Annotated in this window: 24 protein-coding genes; 5 read left to right on the top strand and 19 right to left on the bottom strand. The window is 49.7% G+C overall.

Annotation, left to right across the window (positions count from 1 at the left end; genetic code table 11):
• Positions 1-329: 329 nt before the first annotated feature.
• The 6 genes from A372_RS37925 to A372_RS0110615 all read right to left on the bottom strand — a co-directional run bounded on the left by A372_RS37925 (position 330) and on the right by A372_RS0110615 (position 6,508).
• The gene (locus A372_RS37925; RefSeq protein ID WP_019420827.1) at positions 330-503 is read right to left on the bottom strand and encodes a hypothetical protein; all 174 of its coding nucleotides are present in this window, start codon (positions 501-503) and stop codon (positions 330-332) included.
• A 221-nt stretch (positions 504-724) separates the two neighbouring features.
• Positions 725-1,225 (bottom strand): mismatch-specific DNA-glycosylase, encoded by a 501-nt coding sequence (locus A372_RS0110635; protein ID WP_019420826.1) that lies wholly within the window; start codon positions 1,223-1,225, stop codon positions 725-727.
• Positions 1,226-1,595: 370 nt separating this feature from the next.
• On the bottom strand, positions 1,596-1,880 hold the full coding sequence (locus A372_RS0110630) for a DUF4183 domain-containing protein (RefSeq protein ID WP_019420825.1): 285 nt from the start codon (positions 1,878-1,880) through the stop codon (positions 1,596-1,598).
• A gap of 148 nt (positions 1,881-2,028) precedes the next feature.
• Positions 2,029-2,439 (bottom strand): carboxymuconolactone decarboxylase family protein, encoded by a 411-nt coding sequence (locus tag A372_RS0110625; protein WP_019420824.1) that lies wholly within the window; start codon positions 2,437-2,439, stop codon positions 2,029-2,031.
• A gap of 1 nt (position 2,440) precedes the next feature.
• On the bottom strand, positions 2,441-4,171 hold the full coding sequence (locus tag A372_RS0110620) for a thiamine pyrophosphate-binding protein (RefSeq protein WP_019420823.1): 1,731 nt from the start codon (positions 4,169-4,171) through the stop codon (positions 2,441-2,443).
• Between the two features lie 66 nt (positions 4,172-4,237).
• Entirely contained in the window at positions 4,238-6,508 is a 2,271-nt protein-coding gene (locus A372_RS0110615) for an EAL domain-containing protein (RefSeq protein WP_019420822.1), read from the bottom strand.
• Between the two features lie 392 nt (positions 6,509-6,900).
• Between A372_RS0110615 and A372_RS0110610 the strand changes: the two genes are divergently transcribed.
• A complete protein-coding gene (locus A372_RS0110610; RefSeq protein ID WP_019420821.1) occupies positions 6,901-7,623 on the top strand; it encodes a M50 family metallopeptidase in 723 nt (240 codons plus the stop codon).
• Positions 7,624-7,767: 144 nt separating this feature from the next.
• Here A372_RS0110610 and A372_RS0110605 read toward each other — a convergent pair whose 3' ends face one another.
• The 6 genes from A372_RS0110605 to A372_RS0110580 all read right to left on the bottom strand — a co-directional run bounded on the left by A372_RS0110605 (position 7,768) and on the right by A372_RS0110580 (position 11,208).
• Positions 7,768-9,417, bottom strand: a complete 1,650-nt coding sequence (locus A372_RS0110605) for an MDR family MFS transporter (protein ID WP_019420820.1) — start codon at positions 9,415-9,417, stop codon at positions 7,768-7,770.
• Between the two features lie 11 nt (positions 9,418-9,428).
• Entirely contained in the window at positions 9,429-9,869 is a 441-nt protein-coding gene (locus A372_RS0110600; protein ID WP_019420819.1) for a MarR family winged helix-turn-helix transcriptional regulator, read from the bottom strand.
• Between the two features lie 122 nt (positions 9,870-9,991).
• Positions 9,992-10,243: a hypothetical protein gene (locus A372_RS0110595; protein ID WP_019420818.1), complete on the bottom strand. Its 252-nt coding sequence runs from the start codon at positions 10,241-10,243 to the stop codon at positions 9,992-9,994.
• Between the two features lie 38 nt (positions 10,244-10,281).
• A complete protein-coding gene (locus tag A372_RS0110590) occupies positions 10,282-10,539 on the bottom strand; it encodes a helix-turn-helix transcriptional regulator (RefSeq protein WP_233695678.1) in 258 nt (85 codons plus the stop codon).
• Between the two features lie 155 nt (positions 10,540-10,694).
• The gene (locus tag A372_RS0110585; protein ID WP_019420816.1) at positions 10,695-10,925 is read right to left on the bottom strand and encodes a cold-shock protein; all 231 of its coding nucleotides are present in this window, start codon (positions 10,923-10,925) and stop codon (positions 10,695-10,697) included.
• Between the two features lie 82 nt (positions 10,926-11,007).
• On the bottom strand, positions 11,008-11,208 hold the full coding sequence (locus A372_RS0110580; protein WP_019420815.1) for a cold-shock protein: 201 nt from the start codon (positions 11,206-11,208) through the stop codon (positions 11,008-11,010).
• Positions 11,209-11,673: 465 nt separating this feature from the next.
• On the opposite strand from A372_RS0110580, the gene A372_RS0110575 reads away from it, so the two are divergent.
• Complete coding sequence (locus A372_RS0110575) at positions 11,674-11,868, top strand: cold-shock protein (RefSeq protein ID WP_019420814.1); 195 nt, start codon at positions 11,674-11,676, stop codon at positions 11,866-11,868.
• Between the two features lie 85 nt (positions 11,869-11,953).
• Here the strand turns inward: A372_RS0110575 and A372_RS0110570 are convergent, their stop codons facing one another.
• Complete coding sequence (locus tag A372_RS0110570) at positions 11,954-12,745, bottom strand: endonuclease/exonuclease/phosphatase family protein (protein WP_019420813.1); 792 nt, start codon at positions 12,743-12,745, stop codon at positions 11,954-11,956.
• 38 nt (positions 12,746-12,783) lie between these two features.
• Entirely contained in the window at positions 12,784-13,476 is a 693-nt protein-coding gene (locus A372_RS33730; RefSeq protein ID WP_019420812.1) for an HAD family hydrolase, read from the bottom strand.
• Positions 13,477-13,757: 281 nt separating this feature from the next.
• On the opposite strand from A372_RS33730, the gene A372_RS0110560 reads away from it, so the two are divergent.
• The 3 genes from A372_RS0110560 to A372_RS0110550 all read left to right on the top strand — a co-directional run bounded on the left by A372_RS0110560 (position 13,758) and on the right by A372_RS0110550 (position 16,075).
• Positions 13,758-14,399, top strand: coding sequence for a winged helix-turn-helix domain-containing protein (locus tag A372_RS0110560; protein WP_019420811.1), 642 nt, complete (start codon positions 13,758-13,760; stop codon positions 14,397-14,399).
• Positions 14,380-15,570 (top strand): MFS transporter, encoded by a 1,191-nt coding sequence (locus tag A372_RS0110555; RefSeq protein ID WP_019420810.1) that lies wholly within the window; start codon positions 14,380-14,382, stop codon positions 15,568-15,570. Before A372_RS0110560 ends, A372_RS0110555 begins: the two co-directional genes overlap by 20 nt.
• A 148-nt stretch (positions 15,571-15,718) precedes the next feature.
• Positions 15,719-16,075, top strand: a complete 357-nt coding sequence (locus tag A372_RS0110550; protein WP_019420809.1) for a DUF1904 family protein — start codon at positions 15,719-15,721, stop codon at positions 16,073-16,075.
• An 86-nt stretch (positions 16,076-16,161) separates the two neighbouring features.
• Here A372_RS0110550 and A372_RS0110545 read toward each other — a convergent pair whose 3' ends face one another.
• The 5 genes from A372_RS0110545 to A372_RS0110525 all read right to left on the bottom strand — a co-directional run bounded on the left by A372_RS0110545 (position 16,162) and on the right by A372_RS0110525 (position 20,512).
• The gene (locus A372_RS0110545; protein ID WP_443146833.1) at positions 16,162-16,866 is read right to left on the bottom strand and encodes an ABC transporter permease; all 705 of its coding nucleotides are present in this window, start codon (positions 16,864-16,866) and stop codon (positions 16,162-16,164) included.
• Positions 16,850-17,773 (bottom strand): ABC transporter ATP-binding protein, encoded by a 924-nt coding sequence (locus tag A372_RS0110540; RefSeq protein ID WP_019420807.1) that lies wholly within the window; start codon positions 17,771-17,773, stop codon positions 16,850-16,852. Before A372_RS0110540 ends, A372_RS0110545 begins: the two co-directional genes overlap by 17 nt.
• Before the next feature lie 157 nt (positions 17,774-17,930).
• Positions 17,931-18,866, bottom strand: a complete 936-nt coding sequence (locus tag A372_RS0110535) for a sensor histidine kinase (protein WP_019420806.1) — start codon at positions 18,864-18,866, stop codon at positions 17,931-17,933.
• A 1-nt stretch (position 18,867) separates the two neighbouring features.
• Entirely contained in the window at positions 18,868-19,572 is a 705-nt protein-coding gene (locus tag A372_RS0110530) for a response regulator transcription factor (protein ID WP_019420805.1), read from the bottom strand.
• A 40-nt stretch (positions 19,573-19,612) separates the two neighbouring features.
• Complete coding sequence (locus A372_RS0110525) at positions 19,613-20,512, bottom strand: YwqG family protein (protein WP_019420804.1); 900 nt, start codon at positions 20,510-20,512, stop codon at positions 19,613-19,615.
• Between the last annotated feature and the right edge of the window lie 859 nt (positions 20,513-21,371).

Below are 21,371 nucleotides of genomic sequence, written 5' to 3'. Positions count from 1 at the left end.
TGGTCGATTCTACTTCCAATTTACTTCCTTTATCCCGAAATTAGTACTTCGCATCAGTCACATCATCGGCTTGTTGTCCTTTTCTTCGATTTGCGCCAGAAAGCAGGTTACGCCCGAGAAGAAGTCGCTGTAATTATTCTTCATTGAGAAGCTGCACGGAATATTGGATGGCACACATGTGGTGAAGTGTTTTTGAACCGTGGGGAGAGTGGAACTAAGGTCGTATTAGTCAATGGCTTTGTAATTTCAAGGTATAAATTGGAGGTTTCGGTTCAACAAATCCATAAATAAAAAGCGTCTGCTGCGGGCAGGCGCTTTCGATATCCGTCCTATTTATGGCTTGCATTCATCTCATGCATGTTCTGATGCAGCTCTTTGATCATGTGCTGCAGGAAATGCTGCTCCTGCGCGCTTAGGCCGTATTGATTGTCTTGGGCAAGATATTGCTGGATGTTTCGTCTCAGCATCTCGTTCCGACGGTCTAACACATTTTCGTTACTCAAGTGAAAGTCACTCCTCGCTCGTTAGTCATCTATCCGAAACAATTACACTCTTGTATAAGTATAAAGAAACCGGAATCGTATGGAAAACGGAGCGAGAAACACTGTGACCTTCTTAGCTTTGCACATTCACCGTGACAACGCTTGCAAATAGGGGTGCTTGCAATAATGCTCGCCAATGCTCCTTCTCAGGGCTAGGAACGAAAGGCAGCCAAGCTCCCATTTCACTGTGTGGAACAGATCTGCTTAAAAATATCGACGATTTCGTCGATCTTCATACGGACTAAACCACTTGAGGAGGGAGCAACGAATTCACGCACGCCAGGTACGACCGGTTCGCGCTGGTATCCCCAGCTTACGTCCCTCCTGCCGCTATATGCTTCATATACCCCTTTCCCGACAAAGCAGACCGTCTTCGGCTTGTACCTCTCAATCTTGTGCCGCAGCTCGTCCCGGCCCTGCGCATATTCCTCTGCCGTAATCTCTGCCGCCGTACGGGTCGGCCGCGCTACTATATTTGTGAAGCCATAGCCCAGCTCCAGTAAATCCCCGTCCTCTTCTGCCCGATACAGCCGCGGCGTCAGTTCGGCCCGATAGATGATATGCCAGAAGCGATTGCGGGGATTGGCATAATGATGCCCCGTCTCGCCCGACTTCAAGCTCGGATTATAGCCGACAAACAAAATAGACAACTCATGCGCCAAATGATCCGGTATTGAATTCATGTGCTTCGACCTCCTGAATTGGCCTATTGACTCGGCAGCCTGCTTTTACGGTATCTATGTCTACCCGAATGTCGTGCATGAGTTACTGCCGACGACTAATGACCAGCCCGATTCGATTCATCCCGTTGATGAACAAATTCATATAAGACACGGAATCGGATTTAGAATACCCCGATTCCCGTATCGAGTCAATTCATCTTGGTTCGATATATCATGCTGGCGATCCCGTATAGCTGAACGTTTGGCTCATGATATGCGCGTTCTTCTGTCTTGTCCCCGAACTGTATGCAGGCAACCATGTTTTTGTAAAAAAAGGCTGAACCAGAGCAATGAACCTATCTCTGATGCAGCCCTTATTCCTTATCCAACATTAGTTGACGACAACTTCAATGACAACAGGTGTAGCCCCGTCGAGCGTATCTCCACTCGGTATCGTTATGGTCGTTGTCGAAATCGTAGAAGTATCCCCCATTTGAACAACTCCATTAATATACAGGTTGTAAAAAGAAAACGAGGCAGGAAATGCCGTCGCCGCCGCCCCTGCATCATTCGTAAACGCAGTAGCCGCGATGGCGAAGGCAGCCCCTGTCCCCGTTCCAGCCCCGATAGTCGACGCAAATCTTCTGGCTGCCATAAAGGGTTTAATAATTGCCATATTATATGCCCTCCTGTAGTCACTCTAGGATTAGCGAATTTTGAAACAATTCGCTATTACATATAATGAGGCAATTAGAAAGATTGACAGTAATTCATTCCCTGATGGAGCGCACATTTTCATAAGTCCGAAGGTTCCAACGTTCATCTTACACGCGGCCGGCCGTCAGTTCTATCCCGCGATTGCGGAATTCTCCAATCATGACGTTGAACGCGCTGAGCGCCTTTGGAAATCCCGCATAGGCCGTGCACTGTATGACAACCTCGATCAGTTCTTCCGGAGTCAGGCCGATATTCAATGCCGCATTCACGTGCATCGGCAGCTGTTCGGCCGCCCCCTGCGTGATAAGGGACGATAGCGTGATCAGCTCCCTCTGCTTCAAGTCCAGTCCCGGACGGGAATAAATATCTCCGAACCCATTAGCTACAATAAACTCGGCCATATCGGGATAACATTGGCGTACCTCTTCCAACGCCGCCGTTCCTTGTGGTCCGACCATGTTTTGAAACAGCTCCAAGCCCCGTTCATACCGATTCTGATTCAAGCGGTTTTGAGTCAAGTCATTCCCCTCCTTGTGCATCTTCACCCTGCTCATCATCCAAACTTAGCAGTCTGGTCAATATCGGCGGAATCTCCAACGGATCGACCATCACTTCAATGACCGCCGGCTTCTTCGTCCCCAGCGCCTCCTGCACGGATGAGATAATATCCGCTTCCGTCCGGCAGCAATGCGCGTCCGCTCCCATCGACTGCGCGTACTGCACGACATCCAGCGGATGAGCGTAAATGGCGCCGACAGAGCGTCCCGTTAGGTACGACATCCCTTTGTCGACCATGTCCAAGCGGCCGTTGTTCAGCACGACAATAATAACCGGAACCTGGTGATTCACCGCGGTGGAAATCTCATTGCCGTGCATCATGGCGCATCCGTCGCCCGTCAAGCAGACGATAGGCTTGTCCGGGGCACCGATGCTTGCGCCGATGGAATAACCGATGGCATGTCCCATCGCTCCGAACACGTCGTCGAAATAAAAAGTGCCCGCTTCTCTTATATCGTAATGGCGGATAGCATAGAACGAATGGCTTCCGTCATCGCCGAACAGGACGGCATCATCAGGCAGCGCCTTCCGCAAGGCCTGTACAGCGGTCACGGCAGACATGCAGCTGCCCGTATCGGCAGACGCAGCAGTCTGGCTGGTTCCAGCTTCGACGGGTGCCGTGGAAGCCGCAATGTACGCCGCCTCATTCGTGAACGGAATCCCTATCTCATCCGGTGCCTGCACCCTCGAAGCGCCTGCCTTCTGAATGAGCATCTGCAAATTCAGCTTGGCATCGCCAGGAATAGCGAGCGTAGGCGCAGCAATCGACTTGCCCACGAAGGTCAAGTCATAATCGAAATGCACGATCTGCTTAGGAGCCATATCCTCGGTAAATCCAGACAGCGTCATATCGCTCAGCTTGGTGCCGATGGCCAGCATGAGATCGACGCCTGACTTCAAGTAACTGCGGGCTTGTTCCGTTCCGCCCAATCCGAAGTTGCCGAGGCAAAGCGGATGCCGGGTAGGGAACGCGCCTTTCCCGCCCGGCGTGCAAATGACCGGGATTCGCCAACGCTCCGCGATGGCCCTTACTTCATCGCACGCCTCTGCGGCTAACACGCCTTTGCCGATGAACAGAACCGGTCTCTGCGCTTGCTCCAGCAGCGGAATGACCGCTTCAACGTCCGGCGATACGACACGGCGATGGCTCTCTGGCAAAGGCAGGTCGAAAGGTTCTATATCCGCCATCAATATATCGAATGGAATACACAGGTGAACAGGCCCCCTTACGCCCGTCAACGCCTGTTCCACCGCATGCTGCAAATATCGGGCTACCAAGTCCTCCCGCTCAATGCGGGCGCTGAATACCGTGACAGGCTCGAACATTTTCACCAAATCGGTTGTAAACGGGCTCGAATCCTGACCTAGCGCTTTCCCGCTATCACGGATGGAAGGCTGTCCTGTAATGAACAGAACAGGCATGTTGTAAGCTTTGGCTTGTCCGGCAGCGGTGAGCATATTCGTTCCGCCCGGCCCTGACGTGCCGATGGCTACACCGAGCGTCTGATGCGTCATGGCATAGCCTCCAGCCATAAATCCTGCGCCTGCCTCATGCCGCGTCAGAACGAACTCGATGCCGCGCGCCTCGCATTCCAGCATCAACGGTGAAATCGATTTTCCAGGAATGCCGAATACGTGGGTAACCCCCCATTTCCGAAGATGTTCTACAAGTAGCGAATAGACCTTCATCATTACTGTTAACTCCTTTTCCATATAAGTACGTGATCAAAAGAGAACTTTTTGAACAACCTCTATAAATTATCGCATCGGCTTGGACCATGACCCGCGCAGCTTCTCCACAATGACATGGGCCGGCAGCGGAGCGCTGAACAGATGGCCTTGCGCCTCATCACACTTTTGTTCGGACAAGAAGGACAGTTGCTCCACCGTCTCCACTCCTTCCGCCACAACCTCAAGCCCAAGCTGATGCGCCATCGCAATGATCGTGCCGACTATTTGCCGGTTGTGCTCGTCACTCGTCACGTCTTTCACGAACGAGCGATCGATTTTGAGACGATGTACGGAAAACTTCTTCAAATAATTAAGCGAGCTGTAGCTTGTCCCGAAGTCGTCAATGCTAATTTGCACGCCCAAATTACGCAGCTGATGAATGAGTGGAGTCGCTTGTTCCACATCCATCGTCATGCTCTCCGTAATTTCAAGCTCCAGATGCCGCGGATTGATTCCGGTTCGCTTCAACACGCGCTCGACGGCATCGACGCAGTTGCTGTTCAGAAATTGGTAAGGCGACAAATTGACAGAAATCTTCATCGGACGCAAACCGGATTGCTCCCAATTCAAAATTTGATGACACACCTCATGAAGCACCCATTCCCCAATCGGGACGATAATTCCCGTTTCCTCTGCCAACGGTATGAAATCAGCCGGTAGAATGAGCCCATTTTTCGGATGCTTCCAGCGCAATAACGCCTCCATGCCGACGATCTCGCCCGTTTGAATGTTGACTTGAGGCTGATAGTACAGGACGAGTTCTTGATGCTCCACTGCTTTGCGCAGATCGGTTTCCATCGTCAGCTTCTCATGGGATTGACGCACCATCGACGGAGTATAGATCATGTACCGATTTTTGCCGATCGCTTTCGCCTGATACATGGCCATGTCCGCGTGCGTGAGCAGCGTCTCTGCATCCAGACCATCATGAGGATAAATCGAGATGCCAATACTTGTCGACAGTCTGAATTGGTAATGGTCAATGACAAAATCCTGTTCAAACAGCTGGAGCACCTGCTGTGCGGCTTGCACCGCGTCGTTCGAATCTCTCACATTGGACAGCAAGATGGAGAATTCATCCCCGCCCATACGAGTCACCGTGTCGTCCGGCAGGCATTTGCGCAGACGCTCGGCCACTTTTTGCAGAAGATAGTCCCCTTTACTGTGACCCAACGTATCGTTAACCAGCTTGAAACGGTCTAAATCGAGATAAAGAACGGCAAGTATGTGCTTGTTCTTCTTGGCCTCCGTCAAGAGTTCATTTAAATGATCGTTATAATGTCTGCGGTTGGGGAGCCCTGTCAGCTCATCATGATAAGCGAGATAGTTGTATCGTTCCTCTGCTTCGTATCGTTCTGTAATATCCCGGAACTGCCCGAACGCCCCAATCGGGTTATCGTACTCGTCCAGAATCGGCAGCGCATCAAATAAGCAGACACACTTGGTCTGACCGGACGGATGCTCGATAACAATCTCGATATCTTCATGCTTGTCTCCATGACGAATCACTTTATCGATATATGGCCCCATAGGGAATAGATTAATTACGGGCTTCCCGATCAAATCTTCCTTTGTGAGACCTGTCAGATTCTCAGCATACGTATTGAATTCCGTAATGTGTCCTTCTCTATCGGTAATAATAATGCCATTGCGGGTCGTATCCATCATAATATGGTTTAAAATATCTAATTTCCTGTTCTGCCTGCGGAGAAGGAGTTCACGCTCGATAGAATCGACAACCGTAATGAGCATCGTCAAGAAATAGGGATGAGCTTGTTCGAGCGATGTCATAATGGAAATCGAACCCAGTAAATTATTGATATCGGTATAATGAAAAGGTACAGAGTAGCATACCCTGGAGTGAAAAAACTGATGGTAATGCTGGTTGCCGATTAATTGCACCGGACTTCGGTGATTTAGAGCGAGGTTAATCCCGTTCGTACCGCACTCCTCTTCTGCAAACTGTACACCTTCCTTAATGCCCAATTGCGTAATCGTTTGCTTCATCGTCTCATCCCCGGCCAATTCCAGCATGTAGCCTTTTTCATCGGAAATGACGATAATGATGGGTGTCCCTTGCAGCTGATTCAACAATTTGTCCATAAAAAAACGGATGACCGACAAAATTTCCTCATAAGCTAAGCGTTTGCAAATGAGTTCCGATTGCGTCATTACGGTGCGAAACATTGGGATCTTCATTGAGTTCAAGCCTGATTCCCTAGCCCTTCGCCTGGATGTGTCGATCCATTCGATCATTTGATCTTGCGCTTGCCGCTGAATCACGTGATTCAGTTCCATGGTTTCCCTCCCGATTCACTTCATTGACCCATATCATTCTCATGCTAAATATAGTGCACCAGCGTCAGCATGCCATCCGCCGTTTCCCTTCAAATTTCGATCTTGTATACGTGAAAATTGTGGAAATAAAGTAGAGGGATGTTCTAAGGTGTGATAAAAAGGTGAAGGTTGCTTGGAAGAAGTTTCATATGGAACAAGTATACTACGTTTGCCGATCTTGTAAAACGATTATGCCAATAGTACCGTCTATTCGACAAAAACAGAACGAGGACGACATGTTAATCGTCCCTCTTATAATAGCTGCCTCTATTGAATCGTCAGTGCATTTTACATGCCGGCGCCTTTGTAATATGCTCGGTAAGAAGATTGGATGCGGAGGTTGGTCATAATTCATGAATAAATGGTGGAAGACAATCGCTTTTATCGTAGGAGCAGCCATCTTGACGCGCTGGATTCCGTTCTCGTCCTTTTTCCGCAACGTCGATACATTAGTGCATGAATTCGGTCATGCGATCGTTACGCTGCTCTTATCCGGGAAGGTGCAGTATATTCATCTGTTCGCAGACCACAGCGGGGTCACCTACTCATCCGTGGCCCATTCGTGGCGGTTCATTCCTATCTCCCTTGCGGGATATACGATTTCCGCCTTGTTCACCGTGCTGCTGTTCTATTTGTATTCGCGCGGGAAGCAGCAAGCCGGGTTAATTACTTTATCCGTATTGGCCTTGGTGAACGTTCTCTTCTTCGTGCGCAATTCATTCGGGGTCATGTGGTGCATCGGATTTATCGTGCTGAGCGCAGCAATATATTTCGTTCCTTGGCGTTGGCTGCGAGATTTTTATTATTTGCTGGTCGCCTTTATTTGCTTGGTGGAATCCGTGCTGGGACCGCTGTTCCTTATCGTCGCGTCCATCCAGCAGCCGACGCAAGCGGGCGACGCTTCCAATCTAAGCGCAGCTACGTTCATTCCCGCCGTGTTCTGGTCCCTTCTGTTTACCGCCGTGGCGATAGCGTGTGCCCGAGTGGCGATGGGATTGTTCTTCAACGCGAACCGCCGGCCCCCGGCTGGAACGAGACCAGCATTCGGGTGGTCCAAGCATGCAAGACGGACGTAACGCTCAACTTATATGTCTGATCCAAAACGAAAAATGGTGGGGCAGAGATAGTCTCTGCCCCACCATTTTTCCATCCCTCAAGTATTTTTATCCACTTTCGGAACAGCTCTGTCATGCTCAACTGTTACAGCAATATTCAATTGGCTATTCCGCCGTTTGCTCCAACAACACTTGCTTCGCCGGCACAGCGCCGGATTGGCCCGCAGACGTTCCATCCTCTTGACCGGAAGACGTGCGGCTGGTCATGCGCAGCGGAATTTCCTTCAGGAAGAAGGCCAACATCAAGGCAACGACGAGCAAAGCCGCACCGGACAAGAACACCGTCGATAATGAACTGCTTAACGCATCGCGCAGCATATCTATCATCTGCGTGAAGATCGTCTTCAGCGCTTCTGGCAAGCTCTGCTGGATCTGCTCCAATTTCGGTTGGTCCAGCAGCATTTGCGGATTATGAAACGCTTGGAACTGTTCGGCAACCTTCGGATCCAACTGAGACAGATCTACCGCTTTACCCGAAGCAGCCGCCTCCGCAAGATTGCTAGTTATCTTCGAAGACATAATGGTACCCATCACGGCGATCCCGATCGTCCCCCCCATGTTGCGGAACAGCTGCGAGGAAGCGGTGACGACGCCCAATTGCTGAGGCGCAACTGCGTTCTGTGCAGCAAGCGTGAATACTGGCATTCCGAGGCCGAGGCCGAAGCCAAATACGATCATGCTGATTACAGCCATCCATACGCTGTCCATGAAGCTCATAATAATCATACCGAGAATCATGACCGGCATGCCCAAGAGGGCAAATCGTTTATATTTCCCTGTCTTCGTAATCAATTGACCGCTAATGGCGCTGGAGATGACCATGCAGATGGACATCGGCATCGTCACATAACCGGAATAGGTCGGAGAGATGCCCATTACGCCCTGCACGAAAAACGGAATATAGATAAGCGCCCCCATCATACCCGCATTCATCAAAAATCCGATGACATTGGAAATGGTCACGACACTATTTTTAAATAAGGACAACGGAAGCACCGGGCTCTTCACTCTCGTCTGCACAAACAGGAAGATAAGCAGCGAGACCAATGTTCCGGCAAACAACAGGATGATCTGCGGTGAACCCCAGGCATATTGCGTGCCCGCCCACGAGAAGGCGAGAAGCAGCGGTACGATTGTCAGCGTCAGGAATAAGGAACCTGCGTAATCGATCGATTCCGATTGCTTGCGCTCCACCTTTGGAAATAGGATGAGAATCATAAAAAATGCAACGATACCTAACGGGAGGAAAATCCAGAACACCCATTTCCAATCCATATGGTCCACAATATAACCGCCCAGCGCTGGCCCAATCACACTGGAAAACCCGAACACGGCGGTCATGACTCCCGTCCATTTGCCCCGTTCGCGCGGCGCGAACAAATCACCGACAGCGGTAAAGGCCGTAGCCATAATAATCCCGGCACCTATCCCTTGAATCCCGCGGTAAATAATAAGCTGAATAATATCCGCTGAGGTTCCGGACAAGAATGCGCCAATCATAAAAAATATAATACCTGAAAGAATAAACGGCTTGCGCCCGTAAATATCGGACAGCTTCCCCACTAATATCGTCGCAATGGTAGAGGTAAGCATATAAATGGTGATGACCCATGTATAGTAATCCATGCCACCAAGCTTGGCGATAATTCGGGGCAGTGCCGTACCGACAATCGTCTGGTTAATCGCAGAAAAGAACATCGCTGCGATAATGGCCATCATAATGGTCATTTTTCGTTTGTGTGACAAATGTTCCACGGTTTTTTCTTCTACTCCTTTGACTGTCCCTCTGTATTTTCTAAAATTTGCGTGAATATTCGTTTCAAATGCCCGACATCTTCATTTGGCAAGCTTTCAAAAAACATGGAGATCGTTTCTTTTTGACGCTCAAGCATCATCTGCACGATATCTCTACCTTTATCCGTAATATAAATGTAGACGACCCTGCGGTCATCCTCCGCTCTTTTTCGTTCTGCCAGTCCCTCTTTAATCAATTTATCAGTGCCTCCGGTAATCGCACCGGAAGTAATGCACAGTGCTTCCGCCAATTCAGAGACCTTCTTCTTCCCCCCTTCATTGAGCTTGTAAAGGATGCGAAATTGCGAAAATGAAAGGTTCGCAATCATCCGCTTGTTCCATTCCTGCGTCATCCGTTTCAGCAGCAATCTAAAAAGGGTGGACAGTTCAAGCAGTTGTGATCTTGCCTGCATCGAAATCGATTCCTCTCGATAATTAATTTAGAATTAAAATAATTAGCAGTAAACTATTTAGTAGTATATATCTTGAACAAGATATTCGTCAAACAAAGAAATCCGGCCTTGAAAGGCCGAATTTATGTCAAAATGAACGTATGATGTTCATTTTCTTCAGATTCCGCATATCGTCCGTTGCATGCAGGTATTTTTTGTCCCCATTTCGTACTTGCGAACCCGATTGCCAGTAATGCGGAACCGGTCCGATTGCCCATAATGGCAGCAAAGCTCGACAGACAAAATTGCTTCCTTACAGTTCCTTGCGGTCTGGTCTCCGGCAGCGTGCGCGCGATGACCACCGCAAGCAGTAGTCCGATGACGTAAAAAGACAAAAAGAAGCCCTCTTCTTATGAAGAAAGCTTCTTTAGCGTTAATGCTGCCGAATGACCTCGCTCAGACTGCCCCCGAACTTTTCTCTACAGGCGGCCGCAAAGTATTCGGGGTTCGAGCAGCCTGCCGAGCAGGCCACCTCAGAACTATTCATTTGTCCCTGCTGCAACAGACAGAGCGCCTGTTCAAGCCGCTTCTCACGCAAAAAGCCGAACACGGTCGTTCCATACAGTTCTTTAAATCCCGCTTTTAGCTCGAAATCATTCAACCCCGCCTGCCTTGCCAATTCAAATAGCACAACAGCTCCAGCACCTTGCAATTGGTGCGGCTATACGCAAAAAGGACACCTCGTGAGGTGTCCTTTTACATGGCGGAGGCTGTTCACAACCACAATGATACGTCGTCCGTCAATCCGTCTCGTTACGCAGAAGAGGTAAGCTGTTGTAGCAACAACTACTCGATCTGCACACCCTTCTTGATCGATTTCAGATCACCATTCGGGTTAACAAGTAACGGTAGCATCTTCATATCACGGACCATCGGAGAGTTGCATAACCGACAAGTCGGCTCATTCTCGAATGCAAAATTGTCGCGCATCCAACCCTTGCAGCCTTCTTTCGTGCAAGACCAGATGGCCGTATTTTCCTCCGGAATTTCCTCTAATGGTTTCTTGCGATAATTCATCGTTACCCTCCCTTTCTTTTGATCTTGCAACCAAAAGAAAAACTGCTCTTCACACATGTCAAGAGCAGTCGTCTGGCTTTTCTTACAGCTTCGTTACGTCCTCAGCTTGTGGTCCACGGTTGCCTTGTACCACGTTGAATTGAACGCGTTGTCCTTCGTCCAAGGATTTGAAGCCGTCGCCTTGAATCGCGCTGAAGTGTACGAATACATCGCTGCCGCCTTCAACTTCGATAAAGCCAAAACCTTTTTCTGCGTTAAACCATTTTACTGTACCTGTTTGCATTGTTCTTAACCTCCAAAAGGAAATATAACATGTTTATTTTTTCAACTTTAAAAAAATTCACACATTGAAAAAAGTTCCATCGTAAAAATGATACCCTTTTCAATGTGTGAAGCGTGGTTCAAATTTATCAATTGACATCATAATATCATATAAAATTGAGATATGCAAGTCGTTGAACACCTACCTTTACAATTTTTTTTGGAAAACTATTCATGTAGCAGCTTTTCCGCATGTACAGGCAGGTTAAACAAATAATTATCATATATTCAGTACTTAATTCACATACTATATAAAGAGCGGTTCCTTTACCTTATGTAATCCGCTTTTGTGTGGCAAGACTGTAGCCAATTTAAAAAGGGCTGTCCTCCGGGCAGTTCTTTTTCATTGCCCGTAGCCCCTATAAGTGCCTGTTCAAAACAGATACTCTTTGAACAATCTTTATAACAACATAAGGAGGGTTTCGCGATGTATTATTCTAAGAAAAATATCGAGCCGGTTCCGGATGAGCAAACTTCCATCTGGAGTTGCAGCAGTGAGGACTGTTCTTGCTGGATGAGAGAAAATCTCACGTTTGAAAAAACTCCGAGCTGTCCCCTCTGTCAGTCATCAATGGTCATCAATACGAAGATGCTTCCTCCTCTTATGTATCACACGAGGTAATCCGGATAACGGCGACCGCTTCTCGGTATTCACCGGGAAACGCCGCCGCTCCACATCCAACACCCGGGTAAGCGGGGCTAGTCCGTCAGTTCATCGAGACGCGCGCCGCTACCGGGTAATGGTCAGAAGGATATCTTCCGTTAATCTGCTCCCTGATTACTTTCGTCGCCATAACGCGAACGTCGCTGGACACAAAAATATAATCAATGGCCTCTCCGTCTTCCCCGCCCTTGAAGTCATGGAATGTGGGCCCGACCTTGCCGGCGGCTGCCGTATAAGCGTCTGTCAAAGATAGCAAGCTGCCATCCGGATTCGAGTGGAGGACGTCCAGCACGGGACTGTCAGGCGTTGAATTGAAGTCTCCCATCAGCACCATAGGCAGCGGACGCTTCCGGAAGCGTTCCTCCATTTGCTGTCGAACGAGACGAATTCCGTTCACTTGGGCTTCCTCGCTCTCGTGATCCAAATGCGTATTGAACACGATAAATTCGTTGGAAGCCCCCTTGATGAACTGGAACCGGGCCCATGTGCAAATGCGCGGCAGACTGCTGTTCCAGCTTATGCTGCCAGGCTGAGACGGCTGCTCCGACAACCAGAACTGCCCGGATTCAACCGGTGTAATCTGTTCTTTATCATACCAAATGGCATTATGCTCATCTTGCTGTCCGCCGTACCGCCCCTCGCCGATGAAGCCATATTGCGGCAAGCTTTGCTCCATATCGAGCAGCATCGGGTGCAGCCCTTCCTGAGTGCCGATGACTAACGGTTCGTGACTCCGGATGACCTCAGCCACTTTTTCAACCCGATAGGGCCATGCATTTTCCCCATCCTGAATCTCGTTGTACCGCAAATTAAAACTCATGAACGTAACGTCCATAACTCCCACCTCTAATTTATTGTGACTGTTTACTGTGTCTATATATCGCTTTCTTGCGGCACCGGATTACCCTTCTCCAAAGTATGGATAATGTCCTCCAGTCCCATATCAAGGAGCGATGATAACCGAATGTCGACGTGATCGAACGAGCAGTTCGCCGTAACATGATTCGGCACCGCGACGCAAAATAGTCCCGCCGCCTTCGCCGCTTGTGTTCCTACCACCGAATCTTCGAACGCAATCGTCTCGTCCGCTCTTACGCCAAGTCCGTCCACCGCCTTCAAATAGATCTCGGGATCGGGCTTGACCTTGGTCGCATTATCGCGCGTCTGCAGAAAATCGAAATACTCGAGCAAGCCGTAACGCTTGACATGATTCACGGCCCAAGCCGCCGAAGCGCTGGAAGCAAGCGCGACTTTGAGGCCCAGCCTTCCGGCCGTATCCAACAATTCCCTCACGCCTGGAAGCACGTCCCATTCCGCAATCATCTCATTATAAATGTGCCGATGGTGGCGGTGCAGCTCTTCGCGATCCACTGATTTGCCCAGAAGCCCTTCCAAATATTCGCACGCCAATGGCCAGGTGCGGATTCCTCCGGCCCACTCCCTCCAGACGGCAAGCGGCATATCGTGCCCGTACTCCTGACAAATCTCGCGAAAGGATAAATAACTCGCCGTTTCCGTATCCAAAATAAGCCCGTCAAAATCCAATGCAATCGCTTTAATCGCCATGCGTAATCCCCCTCCATCATCATCAGATTACGGGGCTTGCAGCACTCGCCTCCCACGTTCCCCGACATTATATTCTCATTGTACGATAATTCGCGCAACCGCTTCCAGCCCTGTATGCAGAAACTTCATAACGAATTTTATATTTCTTTTATAATGCATGGCAGCAACCCTGTCCGGGCCAATTTAAGGTATCGTTGTAAATTTGGAATTGACACCCTTTGTACGGAATGATAAATTTGAACGGTCAAATAAAATAGAACGTTCTAAAAAGGGTGAACATAATGATGCAACAGGACTTGTTTATTATCGACACGCTGGAGAAATTGAAAGTGATCAGCGACCCCCTGCGTACAAAAATATTGATGAATCTGGTGAAGCAAGAGTACACGGGGCAGCAATTGGCGGAAATCCTCGCCATTCCGAAGACCAAAATCTATTTTCATCTAAAAGAGCTGGAGAAACACGGCATCGTGCGGATTGTGCGGGAAGAAGAGAAGAACGGCATCATGCAGAAGTTCTATAAGGCAGTGGCGAGAAGGTTCATTCCGAGCGATGATCTGCTCCCGAGCCATGAGCTTATCGAGACGTCGCGGCAAGTTTTTTTGGAGACGGTGCTGACGACGCGGCAAGAAATCGAGAAGGCGCCGGGCGAAGCTTTCCAGTTAAAGAGCCACAACCAGGACATGAAGAAAAACTTGGCGGCCACCTATCAATTTCATGCGACGGAGGAGCAGTTTACAGCCTTCCTGAAGGAATTTAAAGAGCTATATCATAAGCATTTCAAACAGCAGGAGGCGAATGGGCCTGCAGACGCGAAGCCTTATATGATGTCGCTTATCGGCTTTCAGCGCAGCGTCGGCGGAGCGGCTGTGTTCGGAGACGGACAGGAGGACACGGATCACGATGACAATGCAATCGAATAGAAATATGTGGCTCATCTTGTCCGGAGTATTCGTGTCCGAATTGGCGGCATGGATTGGCACGATCGGCAGCCTGCAGTTTTTAAGCGAGCAGTTGTCTTCCCGCTTCCTGCAATCGTCCATCTTGGTGTCCGGGGCTGTATTCGGCATCTTCTTGGCCCCTTATGCCGGCAATGTCATCGACCGGTTGCACCCGAAGAAAATCTTGCTGTACAGCGGCATGCTGCGGATCGCCGCCATCGGATTCATGCTCGCCGCCATATGGGACCAGAACGTCTGGTATATGATCGTGTTTCAACTAATCATCGTCATATCCTCCTCGTTCTATTTCCCGACGGTGAATGCCGTGCTGCCGATCATTGTGCCAGAGGATCAGCTAATGAAGGCGAATATGCTCAACTTCAATCTGACTACGATCGCCCGCATCTTCGGAACCGCCATCGGCGGCGTCTTGCTGACCATTCTGTCCTTGCAGAACGTATATGTCATCTCCGGGATCACCTATGTCGTATTAATTATTTTGACGTGCATGCTGTCCTTTGACCGGTCGCAGTTGAGCAACGTCACGCATCGCGCTCGCTCCAAGGCGTCCTTCTCCGAGTTGTTTCCGCTCATGCGGCGGGAGCCTATGGTCAAAGCGCTGCTCATTATGACGTGCATTCCGTTTTTATTTATCGGCGGCTTTAATGTATTTGCCATTGAACTGAGCGAAGCCCATCATTTTGACGGCCTGAAGGGGATCATTTATGCTGTGGAGGGCACGTCCATCCTTATCGCTGGCTTGGCGATGAAAAAGCTCGCACAACGTATGAGCAAACCCGCGCTGCTCTTCGGCGGGGCCATGCTCGTCATTGGCAGCCTGATCATCCTGAGCATTCCGCTTATGCCGGTTCAAATGATCGGCTTTGCCGTATTCGGGTTCGCCGGCGGGCTATTCATCCCGCTGTCCAATACGGAGGCGCAGGTGCGTATTTCCAAAGATGCGCTGGGACGCTTCTTCTCGCTGAAACGGATGATTGAAACTTCCGTTCTGCAGCTATCGCTCATTTTTACCGGCATCATTCTCGATGTGTCTTCGTTCCAGACCTTGATGATTATGTACGCGGCTGTCTGCGTCATCTGTCTCATCGTCGCCCGCAGCGTATTCGCACGTACGGCCGCAGCCGTTCGTTAACAGGGCACCCACTCACGATCGAATCAAGACGCGATTCGAATCGGGACACCTATTCCGTAAACGGCACAACATATGATATGATACGTAAGGGTAATTAACTATATAAACAATGACATATGATACTAGAGTTTAAAGTAGGGATGATATTATGCCATTTATTCGTTTTAAAGGGTTTAAGCAGCCATTTGTTGAACGCATTTCCTCTGCAGTCATCCATCTGGTTGCCGACACCGTCCATATTCCACCGGACATCGTGAAGATTGAGCTTATTCACGCGGTGCCAGTCGCCAACTCGCCTTTGTCCGTCGAAATTTATATGTTTCAGCGAGAACAAGAGAAGCATGATGCAGTCGCTTCCAAGCTCTACACCCTATTGCAAGAGCATGGATATGACCATGTCCATATTTTCTACGTCATTCTCACTCCGTCGCTGTACTACAAGGAAGGGAAGCCGCTGCAAGGCGTGCCCGTCATTCCTGAAGCTGCAGGCGAGACAATCGAATAATAGTGCTCCGGTCGTTCTATATCCGAAGCTTCTTCCATTGAGATTCATAACAAAGAGCGCCCATGATGGGCGCTCTTTCGTTCCTTCTATTTGATAACGTCGACATGCTCAATGTTTCTGAGCGCGGCATAAGCGACGAAGACGCCTATGATAGCCAGCGTAATAGGGATAATAATGATGTTATTGAGCGATACCCCGCCATTATTCGAACAGACGATCATTATGATAAGCAAGGAAGTGGTGATGGTCGTCACCGTTGAATACTTTCTCATGCCAAAATATAGCGGAATGAGACTCATGCAGCTGGCTGCCAGCGCATTCATCCCGAAGCTGATCGAGGCTTCCGTCATGATGGAGGCCGTCAGCGGCTCGCTCATTTTATGAGTAAACTCATTGATTGCCAGTATAGCGCCGCTAACTAACAAGTCGGAGATGATGATGGACAGGAACGTAAACAGGAAGACGATGATCAGCTTCGCCAGAATGAGCTTTTTCCGGTTAATCGGATACATGAAGAGCACCGTAATCGACTTGTTTTTGAACTCATCAATAATGAAGCGCGACAATAACACGGCGGCGAACACGATAAACGTGCCTCTCACAAACATATCGATACCTATGAATACTTCGGAAAAGGAGGTAAAGACGGCCTCATCCGCATATTCAACTCCATGGATCATCAGCAGCACCATGCCGAGAATGGCGACGTTCGCGATAAGAGCGCCGCGAATATACCCGCCGATCTTATATTTTTTCAGTTCTAGGCTCATTAACTTACGCAACGATGCCACCGCCATTCAGCAAGGACAGGAAGTAGTCTTCCAACGAACTGTTCTTTTTGTGAATCGACTCGATGACGACATCGTTCATGACTAACGTCTTCGTAATTGAGCTCTGTGGTACAGAGGGATCATACACACGGATGATATGATCGTCCATTACGCGCAGATTGGATACTCCCAGATGCTTCTCTAGCAGAAACGCCGCTTTTTTACAATCGTTCGTCGTAAATTCGATATACTCCGTATTTTTCTCCCGGATCTGCTCCATCGACACTTCCTCGATCAACTTGCCATGGTTGATAACGCCGATCGTGTCCGCCATCTGTTCAATTTCCCCCAGGATGTGACTGGAAATCAATATCGTGATGCCGTATTCCTTGCTCAACATTTTGAACAAGTCGCGAATTTCCTTAATCCCGACTGGATCGAGACCATTGATCGGCTCGTCCAGCATGAGTAATTCGGGCTTCGTCGTAATAGCCCTTGCGATGCCGAGCCGCTGCTTCATCCCGAGGGAGAAGTCTTTCACTGCTTTGCTGCCGGTATTCGTCAGCTTGACCAGCTCCAGCGCTTCATCGATGGCTTGCTTGTTGTGATACCCCATATACTCGCAATGCAGCTCCAGATTCTCTCTGGCTGACAGCTTGTCATAGAAGACCGGATATTCGATTATGGTGCCCATTCTTCCCAGCAGATGGTAGGAAGTATCGGTCAGCTTTTCCCCGAACAATTCGATGTCGCCGGCGGTCGGCTTCACCAGATTCGTAATCATTTTCATAATCGTCGTCTTGCCGGCTCCATTCGGTCCGAGAAATCCGTAAATCTCCCCTTTTTGAATATTCATATTGACATTCGAGACGACTTCTTTGCCTTGAAACGTCTTCGTTAGTTGGTTTGTTCTCAACAGGCAGGTCATGATTGTTTCCCCTTTCGCTCCTTCACTTATCTTTTATTGTAAGGAGTGAAATTCTCTTTTTTCTTACCCGATTCTTACGAATTTCTTAAGCTGGATCGCCGGCTCATCGTGCATGTTCAAAAGGTTAACTTGTCAGCACCGGGAAGATTGTATAAATCTAATAGCGTATTTTCTTCAAGGCAAATGAGAAGACAGTCTTCTCATACGGCTTGCTGTACAGATGGATGGTCCCGCCTAGGCTCTCGACCAGCCGCTTCGTAATCGTCAAGCCCAGACCACTGCCCTGATACGACGAGTTCCGCGAATCCTCGAGGGTGTACATCCGTTCGAATACCTGATCCCGGTGCAGCTCTTTAATGCCTTTCCCTTTATCCCACACCTCTACACGGATCCAGTCTCCGTCTTTTCGCAGCGCAAGTCCGATTGCATTGCCGTCTCCCCCATGCTGAATCGCATTGGAAATCAAATTGTTCAATATCCGATCAAGCGCATCGGCATTTCCCATTACATAGAGCGGTTGATCAGGAATATCAATATGAACCTCGAAGCCTCTCGCCGTCAACACGTCGTAAAAGGCCAACATGTTCGTCCGGCAAATCTCGTTGAGATGGATGCTAGTCAGCGGAATGTCCTTATCTCCCGACTCCAGCTTCGCCAAATCGAAAAATTTATGAATGAGCTCTAACACTTCAAGCGTCTTTTTCTGCACTTTGGACAGCATGGAGGCCCGTTCTTCCTGACTCATCTGTCCGTCCAGATTTACCGTTTCCAAGTAGCCCAACACAACGGTCAACGGTGTCTTCAAATCGTGCGATATGTTGGAAATCATTTTTTTCATTGCGATTTCCGTCTTGGCATGGTTGGCCAATGATTGTTGGTTGCGCTCCAAAAGGCGGTTGATTTCGACGAGCAGCGGTATAAGCTCCTGATCATCCGTCACGAGCAGCAGCTTCTCCCTTGTGCCGCCGTTGACAATTCGGTTCAACTGCTCATGAAGACGACGAATGCTCGCGGTTCTCGTTCGGTTGAACGCATATTGCATGGCGATGATGCCCAGCAGGACGGCGACGATGGCGGCCAGTGCTATCGTCATACTAATGGCCCGCCCACTTGTATCCAATTCCCCATAACGTCTTAATATATTGCGGCTCGGACGGATTATCCTCGATCTTCTCGCGAAGTCTCCGTATATGAACGTTAATGACGTTCTCATCACCCATATAGTCATCATTCCATACGAAGCCGTAAATTTGCGCTTTCGTGAATACGCGATTCGGATTCGTAATGAACAATTTCAAAATATCGAACTCTTTGGATGTCAGCTTGATGTCCTCGTCCCGCTTCATGGCGGAGAAGTTGTCCAGATCCACTGTCAACTGCTCGAACGTAAGCACATTTCTGCGTTCCTCCTGCTGGACGGGATGGGTATACGCCGTGGCGCGGCGGATCCCCGCCTTGATTCGTGCCGTCATCTCAATGAGGGAGAACGGCTTGGCAATGTAATCATCCGCTCCGAAACCCAATCCCAATGCTTTGTCCACGTCGCTGTCCTTGGCTGACATAATTAAGATCGGGATGGAGCTCGTCGCCCGAATCAGCTTGATTACTTCCATGCCATCCAGCTTGGGCATCATCAGATCGACCACGATCATATCGAAGGCTTTCTGCTGGAACGTTGTCACTCCCTCTTCCCCATTGTACGCCGCCGTGACGTGAAACCCTTCCTTAGCCAAATGATTGGTCAGCATTTCAACAATCGAAATATCGTCCTCCACCAGCAGTATGCGTTCTTGTTGCATAACCCTCTCACCTTTCCTGGAAAAAACTACATTGGGGTATTTAGCTCGAATACAGCGAGCAGTAAGTACGGGAAAAATCGCGCTTCAGCAAATCTTCCTTGCACATGAAGAAGTGAATAACCCCGCAGTCCCACCATAGAAAGCCAACCGGATCGCTGCTATCGATCTCGAGCAGCATGACGGTATCCTTCACTTCCTGTTCCGCACGCTCCCGATCACCGCCGAAGTGCGTCGTCAGTTTCTCCAGCGAACGTTCCGCGCTGTAATCATAATGTTCGTTCATGAGCAGCATCAATGCCGCCTCCACTTCCGCGTCGTCGTGCTGTCCAACCGGATAGCCGAACATGCAGCCCCAATTGCGCGACGAGCTATCGGCCAATTCGTCGACCAGGTCGTAATAGCTCTCGATATCCTCGAGGTCAAGAGCTTCCTCATCCGCATATGCATAGTTCGGCAGCTCCAGCGAGGAGCGCGCGCTTACCGTGTATGGCCGGAACTCTTCTCTGTCCTCGTCCTCCTCCTGTAGCGCGGTAATGCCATCTGGCTTCTGCAGTTGCAGCGTTCCGGCCTGTTCTACGTAAATGACCTGGTGCTCGATGTTGTAAGCCGGCTCGTCAATGCCGAGGAAGAAATAGAGCATCCCCTGCGGCGGAAGCAATTGGGCGTTGTCATGCGGCGCAATTTCCGCCAGATTAAGCTGGGCGAGGAACGTCATCTTCGTTCCGTCTTTCGTCACCGGCCAAGCCGTATGCTCCGGCAGATCCGGGTGCCCGCCGACGCGCGAGCCGCCCGTATGTTCGTATTCATCCCGTTGCACCAAGTCTAGCCGAACTCCTTGCTTGCACGCAGAGAGCAAATAGTGTTCTGCCGCGGTTAGCTCTCGCTCCTCCAGATGCCTCTTTAACTCTATCGTCATTGGATTGTCCAAATTCATGCTCATTTTGTGGCCTCCCTATTACATCTCCCTTTAATCCATTGTCCTACGACCGAACTGTCGTTGCAACCATTTTGAACAAATGGCAGCGGGAGTCTGTCATCGGGCCCTTACCGGGCAGGATTGCGGGGCGGGCTTGTAGAGCAGACTTGTAGAGCACGTTTACGGAGTAGCATTGTAGAGCTCGCTTGCGGGCTGAGTAGAATGGGGGCAAATGACAGTTGCAAAATGGGGCTCAGACAAGCGGTGCCTGTGGGGCAGAGCTTGCAGCGGAGGCGAGGCCTGCGAGCCCGTTGGGAGGCATGTTCTGGCGGCATTTATAACGCTGCGGGGGGCCACAGACGAGGGTGCAGGGGCTTTCCCAGTAGGCTGAGCGTATGAAGCTGTATTGGGAAGCCCGCTGTAGCGACACCTGAGGCGATGCGGGATTTTGCTGGCGGAGACTAGGCTTGCCAGCCAGCACGCCTCTAGCAGCACCTGAGGCGATGCAGGGGGGGCTTGCCGGCAGAGGCTCAACGTGCCGCGTTGGGGGCTTCGACGAGGACTGAACGTGCGGCGTTAGGAGCTTCACGATGAGGACTGAACGCGCAGAGGCGGAACCTTACGATAGGGACTGAGCGCACGGCGTTGGGGTTTCCGACGGGTGTCTGAGCCCCGGGGAGAGTGGATAAAAGGATAGAAGATTGGATGTGTGCGGACAAACGGCCTGTTCCTGCAACTCTTCTCACCAACCGTTCCATTCCATTGGATAATGTACAGTCTTTTGACTGTTTTCAAGCGCAAACTCACCTTTCCATTGGAAAACATCCAGTCTAATTGCGACTTTCCTCTTATCGGCAGCCATTTGAGCATGATTCTGCTGGAT

It is taken from the genome of Paenibacillus sp. OSY-SE (assembly GCF_000283315.1).
Classification (GTDB): Bacteria; Bacillota; Bacilli; order Paenibacillales; family Paenibacillaceae; genus Paenibacillus_B; species Paenibacillus_B profundus.
The sequence above is the reverse complement of the archived record's forward strand: the minus strand, read 5'-3'. Positions and strand labels throughout refer to the sequence as shown.